Source organism: Streptomyces sp. 840.1, assembly GCF_003751445.1.
In the GTDB taxonomy this organism is placed as follows: domain Bacteria; phylum Actinomycetota; class Actinomycetes; order Streptomycetales; family Streptomycetaceae; genus Streptomyces.
Window position 1 is genome coordinate 1285557 of record NZ_RJUU01000001.1, and the last position, 18890, is coordinate 1304446.

General features: G+C 71.9%; 21 protein-coding genes and 2 pseudogenes. 9 read left to right on the forward strand and 14 right to left on the reverse strand.

Features of this window, described 5'->3' with window-relative positions; all coding sequences use genetic code 11:
* Positions 1-63: 63 nt before the first annotated feature.
* The 7 genes from alr to EDD93_RS05815 all read right to left on the reverse strand — a co-directional run bounded on the left by alr (position 64) and on the right by EDD93_RS05815 (position 6675).
* Positions 64-1230: an alanine racemase gene (gene alr / locus EDD93_RS05785; protein WP_123524158.1), complete on the reverse strand. Its 1167-nt coding sequence runs from the start codon at positions 1228-1230 to the stop codon at positions 64-66.
* A gap of 68 nt (positions 1231-1298) precedes the next feature.
* Positions 1299-1685, reverse strand: a complete 387-nt coding sequence (locus tag EDD93_RS05790) for a DUF488 domain-containing protein (protein ID WP_123527601.1) — start codon at positions 1683-1685, stop codon at positions 1299-1301.
* Positions 1686-1721: 36 nt separating this feature from the next.
* Complete coding sequence (locus EDD93_RS05795) at positions 1722-3197, reverse strand: NAD(P)H-hydrate dehydratase (protein WP_123524159.1); 1476 nt, start codon at positions 3195-3197, stop codon at positions 1722-1724.
* Positions 3198-3236: 39 nt separating this feature from the next.
* Positions 3237-3605 carry a holo-ACP synthase gene (locus EDD93_RS05800; RefSeq protein WP_123524160.1) on the reverse strand — a complete coding sequence of 123 codons (369 nt, stop codon included), beginning with the start codon at positions 3603-3605 and terminating at the stop codon, positions 3237-3239.
* A gap of 27 nt (positions 3606-3632) precedes the next feature.
* Positions 3633-5480: a glutamine--fructose-6-phosphate transaminase (isomerizing) gene (gene glmS / locus EDD93_RS05805; RefSeq protein ID WP_123524161.1), complete on the reverse strand. Its 1848-nt coding sequence runs from the start codon at positions 5478-5480 to the stop codon at positions 3633-3635.
* Between the two features lie 280 nt (positions 5481-5760).
* On the reverse strand, positions 5761-6084 hold the full coding sequence (locus EDD93_RS05810) for an NIPSNAP family protein (RefSeq protein ID WP_123524162.1): 324 nt from the start codon (positions 6082-6084) through the stop codon (positions 5761-5763).
* A gap of 39 nt (positions 6085-6123) precedes the next feature.
* Positions 6124-6675: a GNAT family N-acetyltransferase gene (locus tag EDD93_RS05815; RefSeq protein WP_123524163.1), complete on the reverse strand. Its 552-nt coding sequence runs from the start codon at positions 6673-6675 to the stop codon at positions 6124-6126.
* Between the two features lie 51 nt (positions 6676-6726).
* Here EDD93_RS05815 and EDD93_RS05820 point away from each other — a divergent pair, with 51 nt between their 5' ends.
* From EDD93_RS05820 to EDD93_RS05835, 4 genes are all read left to right on the forward strand, one after another.
* On the forward strand, positions 6727-7341 hold the full coding sequence (locus tag EDD93_RS05820; RefSeq protein ID WP_123524164.1) for a TetR/AcrR family transcriptional regulator: 615 nt from the start codon (positions 6727-6729) through the stop codon (positions 7339-7341).
* Between the two features lie 165 nt (positions 7342-7506).
* Positions 7507-8571, forward strand: coding sequence for a hypothetical protein (locus EDD93_RS05825; RefSeq protein WP_123524165.1), 1065 nt, complete (start codon positions 7507-7509; stop codon positions 8569-8571).
* A gap of 8 nt (positions 8572-8579) precedes the next feature.
* On the forward strand, positions 8580-9731 hold the full coding sequence (locus EDD93_RS05830; RefSeq protein WP_123524166.1) for a S8 family serine peptidase: 1152 nt from the start codon (positions 8580-8582) through the stop codon (positions 9729-9731).
* A 228-nt stretch (positions 9732-9959) separates the two neighbouring features.
* Positions 9960-10307 carry a hypothetical protein gene (locus EDD93_RS05835; protein ID WP_123524167.1) on the forward strand — a complete coding sequence of 116 codons (348 nt, stop codon included), beginning with the start codon at positions 9960-9962 and terminating at the stop codon, positions 10305-10307.
* Between the two features lie 97 nt (positions 10308-10404).
* Here the strand turns inward: EDD93_RS05835 and EDD93_RS05840 are convergent, their stop codons facing one another.
* Positions 10405-10611 carry a DUF397 domain-containing protein gene (locus EDD93_RS05840; RefSeq protein ID WP_123524168.1) on the reverse strand — a complete coding sequence of 69 codons (207 nt, stop codon included), beginning with the start codon at positions 10609-10611 and terminating at the stop codon, positions 10405-10407.
* A pseudogene (locus EDD93_RS05845) lies at positions 10608-10967 on the reverse strand (DUF5753 domain-containing protein); the annotation flags it as partial. The gene EDD93_RS05840 and the pseudogene EDD93_RS05845, both read right to left, overlap by 4 nt.
* Between EDD93_RS05845 and EDD93_RS40105 the strand changes: the two are divergent.
* Positions 10962-11066, forward strand: a pseudogene (locus EDD93_RS40105) (ATP-binding protein); the annotation flags it as partial. The pseudogenes EDD93_RS05845 and EDD93_RS40105 overlap by 6 nt on opposite strands.
* Before the next feature lie 55 nt (positions 11067-11121).
* Here the strand turns inward: EDD93_RS40105 and EDD93_RS05855 are convergent.
* Both EDD93_RS05855 and EDD93_RS05860 read right to left on the reverse strand, forming a co-directional pair.
* Positions 11122-11769 (reverse strand): dihydrofolate reductase family protein, encoded by a 648-nt coding sequence (locus tag EDD93_RS05855; RefSeq protein ID WP_123524169.1) that lies wholly within the window; start codon positions 11767-11769, stop codon positions 11122-11124.
* 141 nt (positions 11770-11910) lie between these two features.
* Entirely contained in the window at positions 11911-12531 is a 621-nt protein-coding gene (locus EDD93_RS05860; RefSeq protein ID WP_123524170.1) for a DJ-1/PfpI family protein, read from the reverse strand.
* Between the two features lie 412 nt (positions 12532-12943).
* Here EDD93_RS05860 and EDD93_RS05865 point away from each other — a divergent pair, with 412 nt between their 5' ends.
* Positions 12944-13897: a helix-turn-helix domain-containing protein gene (locus tag EDD93_RS05865; protein WP_123524171.1), complete on the forward strand. Its 954-nt coding sequence runs from the start codon at positions 12944-12946 to the stop codon at positions 13895-13897.
* A gap of 166 nt (positions 13898-14063) precedes the next feature.
* Complete coding sequence (locus EDD93_RS05870) at positions 14064-15107, forward strand: sodium:calcium antiporter (protein ID WP_123527602.1); 1044 nt, start codon at positions 14064-14066, stop codon at positions 15105-15107.
* A 73-nt stretch (positions 15108-15180) separates the two neighbouring features.
* Here EDD93_RS05870 and EDD93_RS05875 read toward each other — a convergent pair whose 3' ends face one another.
* The 3 genes from EDD93_RS05875 to EDD93_RS05885 all read right to left on the reverse strand — a co-directional run bounded on the left by EDD93_RS05875 (position 15181) and on the right by EDD93_RS05885 (position 17006).
* Complete coding sequence (locus EDD93_RS05875) at positions 15181-15594, reverse strand: VOC family protein (protein WP_123524172.1); 414 nt, start codon at positions 15592-15594, stop codon at positions 15181-15183.
* Positions 15595-15664: 70 nt separating this feature from the next.
* Positions 15665-16057, reverse strand: a complete 393-nt coding sequence (locus tag EDD93_RS05880) for a helix-turn-helix domain-containing protein (protein WP_185092221.1) — start codon at positions 16055-16057, stop codon at positions 15665-15667.
* A gap of 28 nt (positions 16058-16085) precedes the next feature.
* Entirely contained in the window at positions 16086-17006 is a 921-nt protein-coding gene (locus tag EDD93_RS05885; RefSeq protein ID WP_260255633.1) for a LysR family transcriptional regulator, read from the reverse strand.
* Positions 17007-17238: 232 nt separating this feature from the next.
* On the opposite strand from EDD93_RS05885, the gene EDD93_RS05890 reads away from it, so the two are divergent.
* Complete coding sequence (locus EDD93_RS05890; RefSeq protein ID WP_123524175.1) at positions 17239-17670, forward strand: nuclear transport factor 2 family protein; 432 nt, start codon at positions 17239-17241, stop codon at positions 17668-17670.
* A 67-nt stretch (positions 17671-17737) separates the two neighbouring features.
* Positions 17738-18664, forward strand: a complete 927-nt coding sequence (locus EDD93_RS05895) for a zinc-binding dehydrogenase (protein WP_123524176.1) — start codon at positions 17738-17740, stop codon at positions 18662-18664.
* Positions 18665-18890 lie beyond the last annotated feature (226 nt).

Here is an 18890-nt window from a genome sequence, read left to right on the forward strand (position 1 = left end):
TCCAATCTGCTCCGATCCGATCAGACCGAATCTGATCGTGCCCGGTCAGGAACGCTTCCTCGGTCAGGACCCGGCCGACTTGCCGTCCGCCGTCGCGTCCCGGTAGACGCGCGGCACCCGGCCGCCGATCCGGGTGACGATCTCGTACGCGATCGTGTCCGCCGCCCGCGCCCAGTCCTCGGCGCTCGGCTCGCCCCGGTCCCCCGGGCCGAACAGCACCGCCTCGCTGCCCTCCGCGACCACGTCCCCGCCGAGGTCGACGACGAACTGGTCCATGGCCACCCGGCCCGCGACCGTCCGCCGGACACCGCCGACCAGGACCGGGCCCCGGCCCGACGCGTGGCGCGGAATGCCGTCCGCGTACCCCACCGGCACCAGGCCCAGCGTGGTCTCGGCGGACGTCGTGTAGTGGTGCCCGTAGCTGATGCCGTGCCCGGCCGGCACCTGCTTGACCAGGGCGACCGAGGCGGCGAGCGTCATCACCGGACGGAGTCCGAAATCGGCCGGGGTGCCGAGTTCGGGGCTGGGCGAGATGCCGTACATGGCGATCCCGGTCCGCACCAGGTCGAAGTGCGACTCGGGGACGGTCAGCGTCGCCGGGGAGTTGGCGATGTGCCGCACCTCGGGCTCCACACCGGCCTTCTCGGCGTACGCCACCATGTCGCGGAACACGTCCAGCTGGGCGGCGATGGAGGGGTGGCCGGGCTCGTCGGCGCAGGCGAAGTGGGACCAGAGGCCGGTGATCCGGACGGTGCCGGCCTGCTCGGCGGTGCGGGCGGCGGCGACCAGCTCGGGCCAGTCGGCGGGCTGGCAGCCGTTACGTCCGAGGCCGGTGTCGGCCTTGAGCTGGATCCGGGCGGGGCGGCCCGCCTCCGCAGCCGCCGCGGTGACCTCGCGCAGCGCCCACATGCCGCTGACCGAGACGTCGACATCGGCCTCGATCGCCTCGCGCCAGGGCCCGCCGGGCGTCCACAGCCAGCACATCACCCGGCCGCCGAGCCCCGCCGCGCGCAGCGCCAGCGCCTCCTGCGGCGTCGCGGTGCCCAGCCAGGCCGCCCCGGCTTCGAGCGCGGCGCGGGCGCAGGGCACCGCGCCGTGTCCGTAGGCGTCGGATTTGACGACGGCCATGAGCTGCGCGCCGGACGCCCGTGCGCGCAGAGCGCGCACGTTGGCGCGGAGTGCGGCGAGGTCGATCTCGGCACGGGCTCTCAAGGACGCTGTCTCGTTCATCGCGCCCAGTGTCTCAGAGCCGTGCGGTGCGGCCCCCGGGCGCCGCCTGGCGCGCCGGATGTCCGGGGTCAGTCGCGGTGCAGCTCGTGCTCCAGGTGGTCGACGAGGACCGGTACGTGGCTGTGCGGGACGTCCTTGACCGCCGTGACGAGGGTCACCGGGCCGCCGTCGCGGACCAGTGCGACGAGTTCACCGACGGCCTCGGTGTGTACGGGGTCGGCCAGTTCGGCCCGGTAGCGGTCGACGAAGTCGTCGTAGCGGGTGCCGGAGCGGTCCTCGTGGTACCAGGAGCGCAGTTCCTTCGACGGGGTGAGGTCCTTGAGCCACCTGTCGATCGCGGCGCGCTCCTTGGCCACCCCGCGCGGCCAGAGCCGGTCGACCAGCACGCGGGTGCCGTCGCCGTCCTCCTGCGGGTCGTACACCCGGCGCACCCGCACGTCACCGCTGCCGCCCACGCCGATCACTCCCTCGCTCGGTTCTCCCACCATCGCTCAGGCCCGTACGTCCCGCCAGGCCGCCCGGACGGCCTCCGCGACGTCCTGGGCGGCGACCGGGGAGCCGTCCGAGGCGTGCCGGGCCGCGAGGCCGTGGAGGTGGGCGCCGACGGACGCCGCGTCGCGCGGGGCGAGGCCGGCGGCGAGCAGCGACCCGGTCAGTCCGGAGAGCACGTCGCCGCTGCCCGCGGTGGCGAGCCAGGACGTGCCGGTGGGGTTGACCCGCACGGGGGCGCCCGGGTCGTCGGTGGCGATCAGCGTCGTCGAACCCTTGAGCAGGACCGTGGCGCGGAACCGGGAGGCGAGTTCGCGTACGGCGTCGAGCCGCCCCGCCTCGACCCGGTCGCGCGGGACGCCGAGCAGCGCCGCGGCCTCCCCGGCGTGCGGGGTCAGGACGGTGGGGGCGGTGCGCGCCCGCACGGCGGCGGCGTCCAGCAGCCGCAGCCCGTCCGCGTCGACCAGCACCGGGACGTCCGCGGCCAGCACGTCGGAGACCGCCTCGACGGCGTCCGTCCCGTCGCCCAGGCCCGGACCGACGACCCAGGCCTGCACCCGGCCGGCCTTCGACGGCGGTCCCGCGTGGACCAGGGTCTCCGGATGCCGCGCGATGACCGCGTCGGCCCCCGGTCCGACGTAGCGCACCGCACCGGCCCCGCCGCGCAGCGCCCCGGAGACGGCCAGCACCGCAGCGCCGGGATAGCGCGCCGATCCGGCGGCGATGCCGACGACGCCGCGCCGGTACTTGTCGCTCTCGGCGCCCGGTACGGGCAGCAGCGCGGCCACGTCCGCGTACTGGAGCGCCTCCAGGTCGGGCACCTCCGGCAGTTCGGCGCCGAGCCCGATGTCGACGAGGTGCAGCGCCCCGGCCCGTTCGGCGGCCGGGTCGATGAGCAGCCCCGGCTTGTACGCCCCGAAGGTGACGGTCGCGTCCGCGCGGACGGCGTCCCCCAGCACCTCGCCGGTGTCGGCCTCGACGCCGCTGGGCAGGTCGACGGCGAGGACGGGTGCGTGGTGCGCCGTGTAGCGGGCGACGAGCTCGGCGGCGCCGGGCCGCAGTCCCCCGCGTCCACCGATGCCGGTGACGGCGTCGACGACGAGGTCGACGCGCCCCGCCCAGTCCCGGTGCCGGCTCGTCGCCGGGAGATCGGCGCCGTCCACCACCCGGCCGCCCGCCGCGAGCAGCGCCCGGCTGCCGCCCTCGTGGGCCCGGCCCGGGGAGACCCGCACGGCCAGCACTCCGGCCCCGCGCCGGGCGAGCCGGGCGCCCGCGTACAGCGCGTCGCCCCCGTTGTCGCCGCTGCCGACGAGGAGGACGACCCGGGAGCCGTAGACCCGGCCGCCGCGCCGCAGCAGGTCGGCGCAGGCGGCGGCGAGCCCGGCGGCGGCGCGCTGCATCAGCGTGCCCTCCGGGAGCCGTGCCATGAGGGCTTGTTCGGCAGCTCGTACGGTCGAGACGCTGTAGGCGGTACGCATGGCTCCAACGTACGCAGGAATCGCCCGCCACGCCCCGGCTCAGCCCTCCGCGATCACCACGGCGGACGCCACCCCCGCGTCATGGCTGAGCGATACGTGCCACTGCCGTACGCCCAGTTCGGCGGCGCGCGCGGCGACCGTGCCGCTCACCCGCAGCCGGGGCTGCCCGCTCTCCTCGACGTACACCTCGGCGTCCGTCCAGAGCAGCCCGCCGGGGGCGCCGAGCGCCTTGGCGAGCGCCTCCTTCGCGGCGAACCGCGCGGCCAGCGAGGCGACCCCGCGCCGCTCGCCGTCCGGCAGCAGCAACTCACTTTCCAGGAAAAGGCGTTGGGCCAAATTCGGCGTACGCCGTATCGCCGTGTCGAACCGCTCGATCTCCGCCACATCGATCCCGACCCCGATGATCACGTAACCGCCCCACTCACTTCATCGCACTCATTCCACGGTGACGGACTTCGCCAGATTGCGCGGCTGGTCCACTTCGTTGCCCCGGGCCGTCGCCAGCTCGCAGGCGAAGACCTGGAGCGGAACGGTGGCGACCAGCGGCTGGAGCAGCGTAGGCGTTGCGGGAATCCGGATGAGGTGGTCGGCGTACGGGACGACCGCCTCGTCGCCCTCCTCGGCGATGACGACGGTGAGCGCGCCGCGGGCCCGGATCTCCTGGATGTTCGACACGATCTTGCCGTGCAGCACCGAGCGGCCGCGCGGCGACGGCACCACCACGACGACCGGCAGGCCGTCCTCGATCAGCGCGATCGGCCCGTGCTTGAGCTCACCGGCGGCGAACCCCTCGGCATGCATGTACGCGAGTTCCTTCAGCTTCAACGCGCCTTCCAGGGCGACCGGGTAGCCGACGTGCCGGCCGACGAAGAGCACCGTGTCGTGGCCGGCCAGCGAACGCGCCAGCGCCCGCACCGGCTCCATGGTGCCCAGGACCCGCCGGACCCCGCCGGAGATCTCGGAGAGCTGGCGGATGACGGTACGGATCTCGTCGCCCCACTTGGTCCCCCGGACCTGGCCGAGGTACAGCGCGACGAGGTAGCAGGCGACGAGCTGGGTGAGGAACGCCTTGGTGGAGGCGACGGCGACCTCGGGCCCGGCGTGCGTGTACAGGACGGCGTCGGACTCGCGCGGGATGGTGGACCCGTTGGTGTTGCAGATGGCGAGGACCTTCGCGCCCTGCTCGCGGGCGTGCCGCAGCGCCATCAGGGTGTCCATCGTCTCGCCGGACTGCGAGATGGCGATGACGAGGGTGCGCTGGTCCAGGATCGGGTCCCGGTAGCGGAACTCGCTGGCCAGCTCGGTCTCGCAGGGGATGCGGGTCCAGTGCTCGATGGCGTACTTGGCGATCATCCCGGCGTGGAACGCGGTCCCGCAGGCGACGATCACCACCTTGTCGACCTCGCGCAGCTCGCTCCGGGTGATCCGCACCTCGTCGAGGTGGAGGGTGCCCTCCGGGTCGATCCGGCCGAGGAGGGTGTCCGTGACGGCCTTCGGCTGCTCGGCGATCTCCTTGAGCATGAAGGAGGGGTAGCCGCCCTTCTCGGCGGCGGAGGCGTCCCAGTCCACGTGGTACGGGAGGACCTCGGCGGGCCGCCCGTCGAACCCGGTGACGACGACGCCCTCCCGGCGCAGCTCCACCACCTGGTCCTGGCCCAGCTCGATCGCGGACCGGGTGTGCGCGATGAACGCGGCGACGTCGGAGGCGAGGAAGGCCTCGCCCTCCCCCACACCCACCACGAGCGGCGAGTTCCGCCGGGCCCCGACCACGACGTCGGGCGCGTCGGTGAACACGGCGACGAGGGTGAACGCGCCTTCGAGCCGCCGGCAGACCCGGCGCATCGCCCCGGCCGGGTCGGGGTCGTCCGCGTACGCCTCGGCGAGGAGGTGGGCGACGGCCTCGGTGTCGGTCTCGGAGACCAGCTCGTGGCCGCGCCCGGTCAGTTCGGAGCGCAGGGCGGCGAAGTTCTCGATGATCCCGTTGTGCACGACGGCGACGCGTCCCGCGTTGTCCAGGTGCGGGTGTGCGTTGGCGTCGGTGGGCCCGCCGTGGGTGGCCCAGCGGGTGTGGCCGATCCCGGCGCTCCCGGCCGGCAACGGCCGCTCGACCAGCAGCTTCTCCAGATTGACGAGCTTCCCGGCCCGCTTGGCGGCAGCCAGCCCGCCATCGGCGAGGACGGCGATCCCGGCGGAGTCGTACCCCCGGTACTCCAGCCGCTTGAGGCCCGCGACGACGACGTCCTGCGCCGACTGCCCACCGACGTATCCGACGATTCCGCACATAACGGTCCCTTCATGGTCATCTGGTTACGTTCCCCGCATAGTCGCAGAAGGTCCCGCCATTTCAGGCCCACGTCGGCCACATCGAGCCCGTCCGGTCGCCCCACTCCCGCACCGCGCCGAGCAGCCGGTGTACCGGCCGCTTCCACGGGTAGGTGGAACAGCGACCCGAGCAGCGAAGTGGGAGCCACTCGTACGTTGAGTGGCTCCCACTTCGCTGTCTGCCTCACGAGAGCCGGTGGCCTCCGGGGCCGCTCCGATCCTCAGCAACCAGGGCCGGCGGTCACACCGGCACGCCCTCGGCCGGACCGGCCGGGCGCAGGAAGGTGCGGTCGTAGCGTCGGATGCAGCGGGTCTCCGCGCCGAGACGCAGGAGACGCTGGGCCTCGGGGTCGTCGCGGATCGCGGTGCGGTAGACCTCGTACGCGGCCAGGCTGGAGAAGGAGAAGAGGGCGTAGGCGATGTCGCTGGCGCCTTCGTGCGGCAGGAAGCAGCCGTGGTGCGTGCCGCCGAGGCGGGTGATGACGGGGACCCAGCCGGTGACGTAGGCCTCGAAGTCGTCGATGCGGGCAGGGTCGATCTCGTAGCGGAGGTGGCAGGTGACCACGGGTGGGGCCTCTCGTGTCGTAGTCGCAGGGGAACGGATTCAGTGGTCGGTGGGCGGCCATTCGGTGGCGAGGAGGGACCACACCTGCTTGTCGTACCGCTTGCCGGCGTAGGGCCAGGCCTCACGGCGGACGCCCTCCAGGGACATGCCCAGGCGCTTGGCCACCGCGGCGCTGCGGTGGTTGTCGGCGCGGCAGTGCCACTCGGCCCGGTGCAGCCCGCGTTTCCGGAACGTCCAGTCCAGGAGGGCGGTGCAGGCGGGTGTGACCAGGCCCCTGCCTTCAGCGGAGGGCTCCAGCCAGCAGCCGAGTTCGCAGCAGCCCGCGGCGGCCTGGAAGTCGGTGAACATCACGCCGCCCACCAGCACTCCCTGCGACCAGATGCCGAACAGGCGGGCGCCGTCGTGCGCCTGCTTTTCGGCGTACCTGACGAGGGTGGACCGTGCGCCCTCGACGTCGTCGGTGACGAAGGCCGGGCCCACCCAGGGACGGATGTGGTCGCGGGCGCGGTCGAGGTGGCCGGCGAACTCGCCGGCGTGCCAGACCTCCAGCGGGGCGATACGGGCGTCATCGCTCAGCGGCAGCGAGAACATGGATGCCTCCCTGATTACATAACAAGTGTTGTGTGAATGTAGCGTAGGAGGATGCCGCGTTCCAAGGGAGATCACGAAAGCCGCCGCCGCGAGGTCTCGGAAGCGGTGTGGCGGGTCATGTCCACCGGTGGCTTCACCGGCCTGTCAATGCGTGCCGTCGCCGGCGAACTCGGCTCGACGACAGGCTTGTTGACCCACTACTTCGCCAGCAAGCGCGCGCTGGTGAAATACGCGCTCGACCTGCTGGAGCAGCGCACTGCCGCCCGTCCGCGCCGCGAGGCGGGCGGCGGCCTGGACGGCCTGCGGGCAGCCCTGCTGGACATCCTGCCGCTGAACGCGGACGCCGTGGCAGGCAGCCGCATCTGGGTGTCCTCGTGGGACTCAGCGCTCGCCGACCCGCAGCTGTGCGGTGACCACGCGCGCAGATACGCCGACGGCCGAGGCGTGCTGGCCGCGCGGGTGGCCGAGGCGCAGGACGCGGGCGAGCTGCCCCCGGGCGACCCGGGCCGGATCGCCGCATCGGCGCAGTCGTTCGCACTCGGCCTGGTGGTGCAGGCACTACTGGACCCGGCCGCGTTCCCTCCGGATCACCAGACCGCGTTGCTCGACGACTACCTGACCGCACTCGCCCGCGGTCCCGCCGGGCCACTCGCCCCTCCCGCGTGAGCCACGGGCGCGGAACAGCCCGGCACCGGTCCACGCCGGGGCCCGCGTCGGCCCCGAGGGGCCTGCCATAGGCTCACCCGGACGCCGAAGGGCGGAACGCGTGGAGGCGGGGACAGCCTCCACGGATGACGGGGCCCATGGGCTCCGTGTCAGAAACGGGGGAACATGTCCTACCACACGCCGCCCGGGGACCCGGGCGCCGCGAATCCGTACAACCAGCAGCCCCAGCCGACCGGTTGGCAGCAGCCGCCGGCACAGGGCGCACCTGGACAGGGATACCAGGGGCATCAGGGGAGTCAGGGGAGTCAGGGGTACCAGGGGAATCAGGGGTACCAGGGGAATCAGGGGTACCAGGGGAATCAGGGGTACCAGGGGTATCCGGCCCATCAGGGGTATCAGCCCCCGCAGCCTCCCCCCGTACCTCAGCAGCAGATACCGTACGGCGCACCCACCCCTCCCGGGGCCTCCGGCCGTGGCGGCAGCACCGCCCTGCGCGCCGTCCTCGGCGTCGTCGGTGCCCTGCTCCTGATCGGCGGCGGCGCACTGGCCGCACACGCCTACAGCAACAGCCGGCAAGAGATCGACAACACCGCCTACGGCGAGGACCTCTGGCGCAACGAGGCGGCCGACACCGTACTGCCGGACACCATCGGGGTCCGCTCGGGGGCATACGACGGCGCGCTCACCACTCCCCGGAATGCCCAGTGGCGGCGGCTCGGCCTCTCCTCGGACACCTCCTGTGCCGCAGGCCTGTCCGGCAAGACCCGTGCCAAAGCAGCAGAGTTGGACTGCGAGGCGGTTCTGCGTGCCACCTACGTGGACCCGACAGGCAACCAGCTGGCGACAGTCGTCATCGTCGTCCTCCCCCTCGCGGGCGGAGACGGGGACACGTCCGCCAAGAAGCAGCTCGGCGCGTTCTTCACGAGCCGGGACGGGATCGAGGGGGCGGTGAACGTGCTCCCCGTAAAAGGCACCTTGGCGGCTCGCTGGACCAATGACGCACGCAACGCCGCAGCGCTCGAACCGGTCAGCGGCGACAGCATGCACTACGCCATCGGCGTGACCCTCGGTGCGGTGGACGGCCTGTGGGCCGGGCACCTGCCCGGCACCTTCGGCGAGGACGACAGCGACGGGCGCTCGGACCGCAATGCGTGGCAGGGCGACGCGGAGGGCCTCGTCAGCACCTTCAACGCCCACCTCTCGGACCTGCAGCTGAGTGGAGTGAAGTGACCGTGACTATGAGGCGTACACATACGACGAAGGCACGGGCCGCGGTCCTGTGCACGGCGCTCTCCGCCCTCCTGTGCACACTGGCCACGGCCCCCGCATCCGCCGCGCAGAGCACCCCGGCGGGCTGGGAGTCCATCGCCCTCAGGGTCGACTCGGCGCAACGTCTGAGCAAGGGCAAGGCGATCACCGTCGCCGTCCTGGACACGGGTGTCCAGGCGGACCACCCCTCGCTCAAGGGCCACGTCACCACCGGCCCCGACTTCTTCGACGACGGCGCGAGCGAGGACAGCGACAACTGGGGCCGCCACGGCACCGCCATGGCCTCGGCCGTCCTCAAGGTCGCGCCGGAGGCCGGCATCCTCTCCGTGCGCGTTCTCGACGAGTCGAAGAAGAGGGACAGAACCGTGTCGAGGGGCACGAGCCCGATCGCCAAGGGCATCGAGTACGCGGTCGATCACCACGCCGACGTCATCTCGCTCTCCCTGGGAGACGCGGGGAACTTCGTGCAGGACTACAGCGCCGACGAGGCCTACGCCATCGGCCGGGCGGTCAGCCGCGGTGTCACCGTGCTCGCCAGCGCGGGCAACAGCGGTGACGAGGACAACTCCGGCTCGTACCCGGCGGGTTATCCCAGCGTGATCTCGGTGGCGGCCACGGGACGGGACGGTGCGCGTGCCCCCTTCTCCACGGTGCGCTCGCACAACGCGGTGGCCGCGCCGGGGGTGGGCATCACCATGGCCAAGAAGTCCGGCGGTTTCACCACGGAGGACGGAACGTCCCCGGCCTGCGCCCTCACCGCCGGTGTCGTCGCGCTCATGCTCTCCCACAACCCGAAGCTGACCCCCGCCCAGGTCCGCTCGGCCCTCACCACAACGGCCCACCATCCCGAGGGCGGCCGCGACGCCCTGGTCGGCTACGGCCTGATCAACGCTCCGGCCGCGGTCCTGGCCGCCGCCACCCCGGCCAAGGACAGGACGACCCCGGTCAAGTACACGGGGAAGGAACACTTCGGAACCCCGACGGGCACATCGAAGGTGACCCATCCCGCCATGGAACAGGGCATCTGGCTGTCGGGCCTCGGCGCGGCAGGAGGCGGCCTGGTGCTCGTCCTGGTCGCGATCCTCATGGGCCGTCGACGGAGGACGGGTCCGCGAGGCTGACCGTTGGCCCGCATACCGGTGGGCGCTCGCATCGGAGTTCGATGCGACGCCCGCCGGTCGGCCGGCACATGGTGGGCCGACGACCTGTCTACCGGCAGCCCCGCCGCCGGAACCGGACAGACACCTCTGGTCATCCAGGGCAGTACAGCACTGATCCGCGAGGGGGCAGCCATGCAGGTTTCCGGTACGGGTTCGAAGGCACCCTCCGGAGCGGGTGCCACGCGGCCCATGCGGGCCGGTAACCAGCTGTGGGTCGCCGCCGCCGCCAACCTCGGCATCGGGCTGTGCGCCATCGTCCCCGCCCTGTGTATCCGGTGGATCTTCAGGGACTACCTGCCGATGGACTGTGCGCCCCACGCGTCCGTCCACACCGCGGACTGCGACAGGGAGACGTACGAGGACGGGCCCCTCTACATGTTCGGCGCCGCGCTCAGTGGCCTCTTCGTCCTCGGGATAGCCGTCGTGGTCGACATCCTCATGCCGCTCCAGGAGCGCTGGCGGATCGACATCTGGCTCCCGATGGCCCTGCTCGTACCCGTCCCGTTCTTCGCCGGTCAGGCGCTCGGCCGGTTCTGACCGGAGGCACGGCCCCGCCCTCTCACGCGCCGAGGGCCTGCCGCGCGCGGGTGTGCGTGGCAGGCCCTCGGGGGCGGCGATGGCCGCGTGCCGGCGCTCAGTCGATCGACGCGTACGAGACGAACTCGGCCCAGGTGCCCGGGGCGAAGCCGAGTTCGGGGCCGGAGATGTTCTTCGAGTCCCGGACGTGGATGGTGGTGGGGGCGGTCGCGACCTCTACGCATGAGGGACCGTCGTTGGTGCTGTAGCTGCTTTTGACCCACGTCAGGTCGGATGTGCGTCCGGCCGAGGGCTTGGCGCTCATGTCTCTCCCAGCAGTTTCTCGATGAAGGTCCGTGAGAGCCGAGGCGTGAGCGCCTGGGCCCGGATCATGCCGTAGCGCATCTCAAGGATCTGCACTTCCCTCGGATCGCTGATCAGCCGAGGGGTGAGTTGAACCTCGCTGTAGCCCACAGTCGTACCGGCACTCAGCTCAAGCACCCGGTGAGAGCCGCCCAAGCCCGCGTGCTCCTCGGTCTCGGTCGGCATCACCTGGATCTCGACATGCCTCAACATGCTCAGTTCTAGCAGGCGTTCGAGCTGCCGGCGCAACACGTTCTTGCCGCCCGCGGGCCGCCTGAGAGTCGCTTCCTCCTGTACGAAGGTGAGCAGGGGTCCGGGCGCGGGCTGCTCCTCGTCGAGGCGCTGGCCACGCGCTGGGGCGTACGGCAGGGCCCGTTCCCGCGCAAGACGGTCTGGGCGGAGATCGATCTGAGCTGACCGCGACAACGGGCACGGGGCGACGGAATGCCGGCCGCCGGACGTCGGTCCGGCCTCACTTCCGCCAGAACAGGTGGTGCGTCACGCCGCTCGGGCTGGGCACGACGTCCAGGTGGAACCGGTCGCGCAGCTCGTCGGGGGACTCCCACAGCCGGGCTCCCGAACCCAGCTTCGTCGGGAGGACCGCCACATGCAGGGTGTCGACGAGGTCGGCATCAAGGAACTGCCGGATGGTCGTGGCCCCGCCGCCGAGCCGGACGTCCTGGCCCTGCGCCGCCTCCTTCGCCTGGGCGAGCACCGCAGCCGGGTCGCCGTCGACGAAATTGAACGTGGTGTCGGTGAGCGTGAACGACGGGCGCTTGTGGTGCGTCATGACGAACACCGGCGTGTGGAAGGGGGGCTCGTCACCCCACCAGCCCTGCCACTCGTAGTCCTGCCAGGGCCCGCGTTGCGGACTGAACTTGTTACGGCCCATGATCTCGGCGCCGATGTTGCGGGCGTAGTCCCGCGTGAAGTAGTCGTCCAGACCTCGGCTGCCACCGGGTTCGGAACGCTTGACGGGCGGGTGCTCAGTGGCACTGGCCCAGGCGAACATGCTCCTCGGATCGGCATGGCCGAACGGCTTCTCAAGGCTCTGGCCCTCGCCGGCGCCGAACCCGTCGGCCGAGACGGTGAAGTTCTGGACCCGCAACAGCTGGCTCATACCGCTCCTCCTGCTTCGCGCCTCTGATCACTTGACGAGTGATCACTTGACGCACGGTAGACGGGCCGGGCCGGGAAAACTCATCGCCGCATCATGCAGTGCCCATCGAGTTCCCGCGAGGACCGGAACGCGGGCGTTCGGTCAGCGCAGCGTGCGGGCCCGTTCGATCACCTCGGCAGGGGCCTTGGCCACCGAACCGGTGTCGAAGGGGGGCTCCGGGTCGTACTCGGTGTACAGCTGGATCGCCTGGGCGGTCACCTCGTCGGTGAGCAGGGCGGCCGGCCGGACGGCCATGTCGATGCCGGACGAGACGCCGGCCGAGGTGATCACCCGGTCGTGCCTGACCACTCGATCGGCGGTGTAGGTGGCTCCGTACGCAGCCAGTTCGCCGGCCGCGTCCCAGTGCGTGGTGGCGGTCAGTCCGTCCAGCAGGCCGGCCGCTCCGAGCACCAGCGACCCGGTGCAGACCGAGGTGGTGAAGCGGGTACCGGCATGCATCCGGCGCACCCAGTCGAGGAATTCGGGGTCGTCCACCATCGCCAGGAAGCTGCCGCCGCCGGGGATCAGCAGGACATCGCACCGTTCGACCTCGGAGTACCGGGTCGCGACGTGCACCGGCAGGGAACCGAACGTGTCCCGTACCGGGCCGGGTTCGGCCGTCACGAACCGCACGGTGGCGCCGGGGACGTACGCGAGGATCTCGTAAGGCCCGATCGCGTCGAGCGGCTCGAACTGGTCGAAAAGCGGGATCACGATGTCCATGCGCCGCAGCGTAGCGACACAAACCCATTGGTCCAGACCTATCGGCCGGATCGCAGATACCACGATCCGGTGCACGGCGATCCGGTGGACGACGACTCGGCCGGCCGAGTCGCGGCGGCCCACGACGTAAAGGGCTTTTAAGTACTTGGGAAGAAGAAATCCAACCAAACCAAACCCACCCGGGTGGACCTCAGCAGGCCCCCCGCGCGCGTTCGCAACGCGCCCTCGCGCGGCGCGCCCTCGCCGGTTCGGCGCGCGTCACTCACACGGGTGACGTTGGCCAACTGAGCTGGATTTCGCACGGGTTGCCTGGCATATGCTCGCGAAACCAACTTCAGACATGAGACGGCCCCCGCCGGGATTGCAATCCCGTACGAGGGCCTGACCAACGAGGAAGCAGCAGATCTTCCCGATGGATAGCCAGCAGATTATCGCGCCCTCGCGCGCCCCGTCAGACGGCCTGTCAGACGCCCAGTCGCACGCCCCGTCACGTGCTGCCCGCCCGCGCGGCCGGTCCGGTGGCGTCTTACACGTCAACGTGCGCCACACCAGCCACTTCACGGTCGTGGGCAACCACCTCGCCCAGCACCAGGAACTGTCGCTGGTCGCGATCGGGCTCGCCGTACACATCCAGTCGCTGCACGACGGGGCGAAGATCGGCATCAAGTTCCTGGTCGAGCGCTTCCCGGAGAGCGAGTACCGCATCGCCGCGGCCCTGCGCGAGCTGGAAGCCAAGGGCTATCTGCGGCGCACCCGCGAACGCCTGAGCACCGGCCGCATGATCACCCGGACGACCTCGTACAACCAGCCGTGCGCGCAGTCCGCAGGTCCGCCGGTCCCCCTCCCGAACCGCACCGGCCGCACCGACCGTGCCCCAGCCCCGCCCCCGGTTACCGCACCCGCCCCCGTCGAGGCTCCGGCTCCAACGCCGACTCCGGTTCCCGCACCGACCCGCGCCCCCGTACTCGCGCAGCGACCGCCCCGGCCGCAGACGCCGCCCGGACCGGCTCCGCACGGAGCCGCCTCGGCGCTGCTCCTCGGGCTGCGGCGCGAGGCCGCCGTGCTCGTGCTCTCCGAGAGCGACATCCGCAGCCTCACCCCCGCCGTCACCACCTGGCTCGAACGCGGCGCCAGCCCCGCATCCGTCACCCGGGTACTGACCACCGACCTGCCCGCGCCCCTGAAGTACCCGGCCAAGCTGCTCGCGCACCGGCTGAGCACCCAGCTCCCGGCCCCGGTCCCGGCCGCCCGCGTCTGCCCACCCCCGGTGCCGCTCCAGAACTGCGACGACTGCGACCGCGCCTTCAGAGCACCCGAGCCCGGCAGCTGCGGCGAGTGCCGGTCGGAGCTGTCCGCCACCGCGTAGGCGATCCGCCCGGCTCCGGAAGCGATGGCCCCGCACACGAACGGGCCGGCGACTTGCCCGGGTCGCTCCGGCTCCAGGCAGCCGGGCCCGTGCAGAATCTGGCGGGTGGGCTCCGCGGGCCCAGGAGCCCCGGGAACCCGTGGTGCGGGAAGGCCGGGCGGTCAGTGTGATCCATTTCGTTCTGCTCATCGTGTGCGCGGTGGCCATCTACCTCTCGTGCGAGTGGTTCGTCAACGCGGTGGAGTGGCTGGGCCAGCGCCTCGACGTCGGGAAGATGGCGGTCGGGACGATTCTGGCCGCGTTCGGCACCGCGCTGCCGGAGTCGGTCGTCACGCTCGTCGCGGTCACCACGGGCGCCGACGAGGAGGCCAAGAACATCGGCGTCGGCGCGGCGATGGGCGGGCCGCTCGCGCTGTCCACGATCGCCTACGGCGTGACCGGCGCGATGCTGCTCCTCAAGCGCCGCAGGGAGCGCGAACCGGAGCCCGCCGGAACCGACGGAACCGACGGCCGGGTCCGGGCCCGGCCGCTCGGTGACGAGAAGGACATGAGGCGGCTGGCCAAGGACCAGACGTGGTTCCTGCCCATCTTCGTCGTCAAGGTCGCCCTCGGCCTGGTCGCGTTCGCGTTCAAGCCCGTCCTCGGCGTGCTGTTCTTCGCCGCCTACGCCGTCTACTTCTGGCGCGAGATCCGCAGCGGCGACGACGGCGGGGAGGACGAGGAGCTGGAGCCGCTGAAGCTCCGGCCCGGGGCCGCCGTCCCGGAGACCTGGGCCGTCGTGGTCCAGACCCTGGCGACGCTCGCCGTCATCTTCTTCGCGTCCCAGCTGTTCGTGAGGCAGCTCGACGCGATCGGCCCGATGCTCGGGCTCTCGTCCGCCGTCACCGCGCTGCTCCTGTCGCCGGTCGCGACGGAACTGCCCGAGGTCATGAACGCGATCATCTGGGTCCGGCAGGGCAAGACCCAGCTCGCGCTGGCCAACATCTCCGGCGCCATGATGATCCAGGCGACCGTCCCCAGCGGCCTGGGCCTGCTGTTCACCAGCTGGAAGTTCGACGGCGCCCTGCTCTGGTCCGGGCTGATCACCATGGCCGCGATCGTCTACCTCCTGCTGACGATGCGCGCCCACCGGCTCACCCCCGGACGGCTGGCCGTGGCGGCGCTGTTCTACGCCGTCTTCGGGCTGGGGCTCATCCCGATCCTGAGCTGATGCCCCGCCCGCGATGGCCCGCCCGCGACCAGCCGCCGTACCGTGCCGTGCCGTGCCGTGCTGTGCCGTGCCGTCAGGCGGCTTTGAGCTGGGTGAAGCGGAGGCGGTTGCCGAAGGGGTCGCGCAGTCCGCAGTCGATTCCGTAGTCGCGGTCGGTGGGCTCCTCGGTGAACTCGACGCCCTTGGCGAGCAGCGTCTCGTACGTCTTGCGGCAGTCGTCCGTGGTGAGGATGAGCCAGCCGCCCATCGCGCCCTTGGTGACCAGTTCGCGTACCTGCTCCGCCGTCTCCTGCGACATCGCGGGGGCGCCCGGCCGCTCCAGCAGGATCTGGCGCTCGGGGTGGCCGGGGACGCTGACGGCGAGCCAGCGCATGAAGCCCATGTCGACATCGGCGGCGACCTCCAGGCCGAGCTTGCCGACGTAGAAGTCGAGGGCCTGGTCCTGGTCGAGGACGTAGATCTGTGAGTGTGTGATCGCGTTGAACATGTGCTCAACGCTACGGCGGGCGGGGCGGGAAAACTTATCCGTAACTGCTCAGTCGCCGGGCCTCAACCGCTCAGTCGCTGGGCCTCGTCCACGCCATCGTGAAGCACGTGGGTACGCCCGTCGGCACGGATTCCTTGCGGTACGCCCTCGGCGTGCGGCCGACGATCGCGCTGAAGGTGCGGCTGAACGTGCCGGTGCTGCCGAAGCCGACCTCGTAGCAGATGTCCGTCACGCTGCGGCGGGTCTCCCGCAGCAGGAACATCGCGCGCTCCACCCGGCGGCGTTGCAGGTAGCGGTGTGGTGTCTCGCCGAACGTGGCCCGGAAGGTGCGCGAGAAGTGCGCCGGGGAGACGTGCGCGACGCGGGCCAGGGCGGGTACGTCCAGCGGCTGCGCGTACGCGCGGTCCATCGCGTCCCGGGCCCGGAGCATCCGGCGGTTCGACTCCTCTGCGGCGCGGCTCACCCCGCCATCACACCATGCCCGCCCCCGCTCACCGCCCGGCACCGCCCGGGGACCGCAGCCAGCCACCGGCGCGGGCGGTCTCGGTGGCGGTACGGAGCAGTTGCGCGACCACGGGGCGGGCCGTGCGGCCCCGGGTCAGCAGGTGCAGCTCGATCGCCGCGCCCCCGGCCAGCGGCAGCCACACCAGACCGGCGGGCAGCCCGGCCGCGACCGACCGGCCGACCACGCAGACCGCTGCGCCACGGGCCACCGGGGTGTGACCGGCGTCGAACGACAGCGGGCGCAGCATCAGCTTCGGGCTGATGCCCGCGCGGTCGAGGAGAGCGGTGATCGCGTCGTAGTGGCCCGGGTTGGCCTCGCGCGGGTGGATGAGGAGGGTCTCGGCCGCCAGTTCGGCGGTGTCGACGCCGGTGCCGGCCGCCAGCCGGTGGTCCGCCGCCATCAGGACACCCTGCGGCTCCAGCCGCAGGAGGGTGCGGACGAGCTCCGGGGTGGGCGGCGGGCAGCGCACCAGGCCCGCGTCCAGCGTGCCGTCGGCGACCCCGGCCAGGATCTCGGCGGTGGACAGCGGACGCGTGGTGGTCGTGAGGCCGGGCAGGCGTTCGGCCAGGGCGGCGAGGAGCGCGGGGGCCGTCTCGTAGCTCGTGCTCATGCTGTACCCGAGGGCCAGGGTGCCGTGCTCGCCGCCGGCGAATCCGCGCACATCGCGCCAGAGCCGGTCGGCCTCCTCGCAGAGCACCGCGCCCCGCTCGGACAACACCGCTCCCGCTTCGGTGACTTCCACGGTGTGGGTGTTGCGGTCCAGGAGCCGGACGCCCAACTCCTTCTCCAGTTCGCGTATCTGCCGGCTCAGGGCCGGCTGGGCGATGTGCAGCCGCTCGGCGGCCCGGGTGAAGTTACGTTCCTCGGCCACGGCCAAGAAGTAGCGCAGGCGCCGCAGATCTGACATACGCAACAGCATACGAGCGGCTCTGAGCTGCGACCCTGAGCTGCGGCTCTGAGCTGCGACCCTGAGCTGCGGCTCTGAGCTGCGGCCCTGAACTGCGGCTCTGAGCTGCGGTGATGCCGAACCGTTCTGAGCTGATCGGAGACAGGTCTTTCCCTGCCGGCACGGTCTCTCCATAGCCTTCGGAGGCCGGAACACACCGGTGGAGAGACCGCACGAAAGGCCGTACGCAACCATGAGCCTCACCGCCACGAGCAACATCACGGACACCGAGGTCACCCCCAAGGCGGTCGTCCTCGACTACATGGACGCGCTCGCCGCAGGCGACCTGGACCGGCTGCGCGCCTTCTTCGATCCCGAGGCCACCTGGACGCTCGCCGGTGACCTTCCGGTGTCGGGCACCTGGACCGGGCCCGACGAGATCTTCGGCTCGTTCGTGGCCCGGATGGTGGAGCGACTGGTCCCGGAATCAATGGAGTTCGAGTTCGTCGGCGTGATCGCGGAGGGCGAGCGGGTCCTGGCGGAGTGGAAGACCCGGGCGCGGGCCCGAGCGGGCGGGCGCTACGACCAGCACTGCCTGGCCGTGTTCACCGTGCGTGACGGCCGGATCGCCGCCGTCCGCGAGCACTTCGACACGCTCCACGCCCACACCGTCGTCTTCGCCTGACCCCGCTCCTGCCCTATCCCTTCGTTCCACGACACCCCTTCGTTCCACGACGAGTTGGAGAGACCCGATGCGAGCCATGCTTCCCGACGCCGATGGATCGGTCCTGACCGGTGAGGCTCCGGAGCCCGAACCCGCCGACGACGAGGTGCTGATAGCGGTCGAGGCGTACTCCGTGAACCGGGGCGAGACGTTCCAGCTCGACGGCCGGCTCGACCGCCGCCGGCCCGGCTGGCGCCCCGGCAAGGACGTCGCCGGGACGGTCGTACGGGCCGCCGCCGACGGCACCGGCCCGGCGGCCGGAACCCGCGTGGTCGCCCATCCGCCCGCGTCCGGCTGGGCCGAGCGCGTCGCCGTCCCGGTGCACAGCGTCGCCGCGCTCCCGGACGCCGTCGACGCGGTGACCGCCGCCGCTCTCCCGCTCGCCGGGATCACGGCCCTCCGGCTCCTCCGGGCGGCCGGACCGGTCGCCGGCCGACGGCTGCTGATCACCGGCGCGAGCGGCGGGGTCGGCCACTACGTCACCGAGCTGGCGGCGTCCTCGGGCGCGGCCGTGACGGCGGTCAGCTCGACGCCGGAGCGCGGCGCCCGGCTGCTGGAGCTGGGAGCGGCGGGCATCGTGACCTCACCGGCCGACGCCGAGGGCCCGTACGACGTCGTACTCGAATCGGTGGGCGGTACCTCGCTGCCCGCCGCCCTGGCCCGGCTCGCCCCGGGCGGGCTGCTGGTCTGGTTCGGTCAGGCGAGCCGGACCCCGGTCACCCTGGACTTCTTCGACTTCTTCAAGGGCCCGGCCCAGTCCCGTATCGCCCACTTCGACTACACCCGCGCCGACACGACGTACGCCGCCGAGCTCGCCACCCTGATCCGGCTGGTCGCCGGGGGCCGGCTCCACCCGGAGATCGGCACGGTCCGCGACTGGTCCCGCACCGCCGAGGTCATCGAGGACATCCGGGGCCGGCGGGTGCGGGGGAACGCGGTGCTGACGGTGGGGTGACCGGCGAAGCCCGCGGCGCCGGTCCCGCGCCCGGTCCGCCGTCCGCACCGGGGCGTGCTCCGGCGCCTGCTCGGGGTGGGAACCGCGCTGAGCAGGGAACATCGGCGTGCAGTGACAGCGGCCAGTCCCGATTCCCCACGGACGGGCGGTCGAGACGTCACGTTCCGTGACGCATACCTTGGGCCCAGAGGTCACTCACCCGTCAGGGGGAGGGAGATCATTCCGG

Excerpts from the sequence above, each read along its gene's own strand:
- alr (WP_123524158.1), bottom strand. The coding sequence starts at position 1,230 with ATGAACGAGACAGCGTCCTTGAGAGCCCGTGCCGAGATCGACCTCGCC.
- EDD93_RS05795 (WP_123524159.1), bottom strand. The coding sequence starts at position 3,197 with ATGCGTACCGCCTACAGCGTCTCGACCGTACGAGCTGCCGAACAAGCC.
- glmS (WP_123524161.1), bottom strand. The coding sequence starts at position 5,480 with ATGTGCGGAATCGTCGGATACGTCGGTGGGCAGTCGGCGCAGGACGTC.
- EDD93_RS05815 (WP_123524163.1), bottom strand. The coding sequence starts at position 6,675 with ATGTTCTCGCTGCCGCTGAGCGATGACGCCCGTATCGCCCCGCTGGAG.
- EDD93_RS05820 (WP_123524164.1), top strand. The coding sequence starts at position 6,727 with ATGCCGCGTTCCAAGGGAGATCACGAAAGCCGCCGCCGCGAGGTCTCG.
- EDD93_RS05825 (WP_123524165.1), top strand. The coding sequence starts at position 7,507 with ATGTCCTACCACACGCCGCCCGGGGACCCGGGCGCCGCGAATCCGTAC.
- EDD93_RS05830 (WP_123524166.1), top strand. The coding sequence starts at position 8,580 with ATGAGGCGTACACATACGACGAAGGCACGGGCCGCGGTCCTGTGCACG.
- EDD93_RS05835 (WP_123524167.1), top strand. The coding sequence starts at position 9,960 with ATGCGGGCCGGTAACCAGCTGTGGGTCGCCGCCGCCGCCAACCTCGGC.
- EDD93_RS05840 (WP_123524168.1), bottom strand. The coding sequence starts at position 10,611 with ATGAGCGCCAAGCCCTCGGCCGGACGCACATCCGACCTGACGTGGGTC.
- EDD93_RS05855 (WP_123524169.1), bottom strand. The coding sequence starts at position 11,769 with ATGAGCCAGCTGTTGCGGGTCCAGAACTTCACCGTCTCGGCCGACGGG.
- EDD93_RS05860 (WP_123524170.1), bottom strand. The coding sequence starts at position 12,531 with ATGGACATCGTGATCCCGCTTTTCGACCAGTTCGAGCCGCTCGACGCG.
- EDD93_RS05865 (WP_123524171.1), top strand. The coding sequence starts at position 12,944 with ATGGATAGCCAGCAGATTATCGCGCCCTCGCGCGCCCCGTCAGACGGC.
- EDD93_RS05875 (WP_123524172.1), bottom strand. The coding sequence starts at position 15,594 with ATGTTCAACGCGATCACACACTCACAGATCTACGTCCTCGACCAGGAC.
- EDD93_RS05885 (WP_260255633.1), bottom strand. The coding sequence starts at position 17,006 with ATGTCAGATCTGCGGCGCCTGCGCTACTTCTTGGCCGTGGCCGAGGAA.
- EDD93_RS05890 (WP_123524175.1), top strand. The coding sequence starts at position 17,239 with ATGAGCCTCACCGCCACGAGCAACATCACGGACACCGAGGTCACCCCC.
- EDD93_RS05895 (WP_123524176.1), top strand. The coding sequence starts at position 17,738 with ATGCGAGCCATGCTTCCCGACGCCGATGGATCGGTCCTGACCGGTGAG.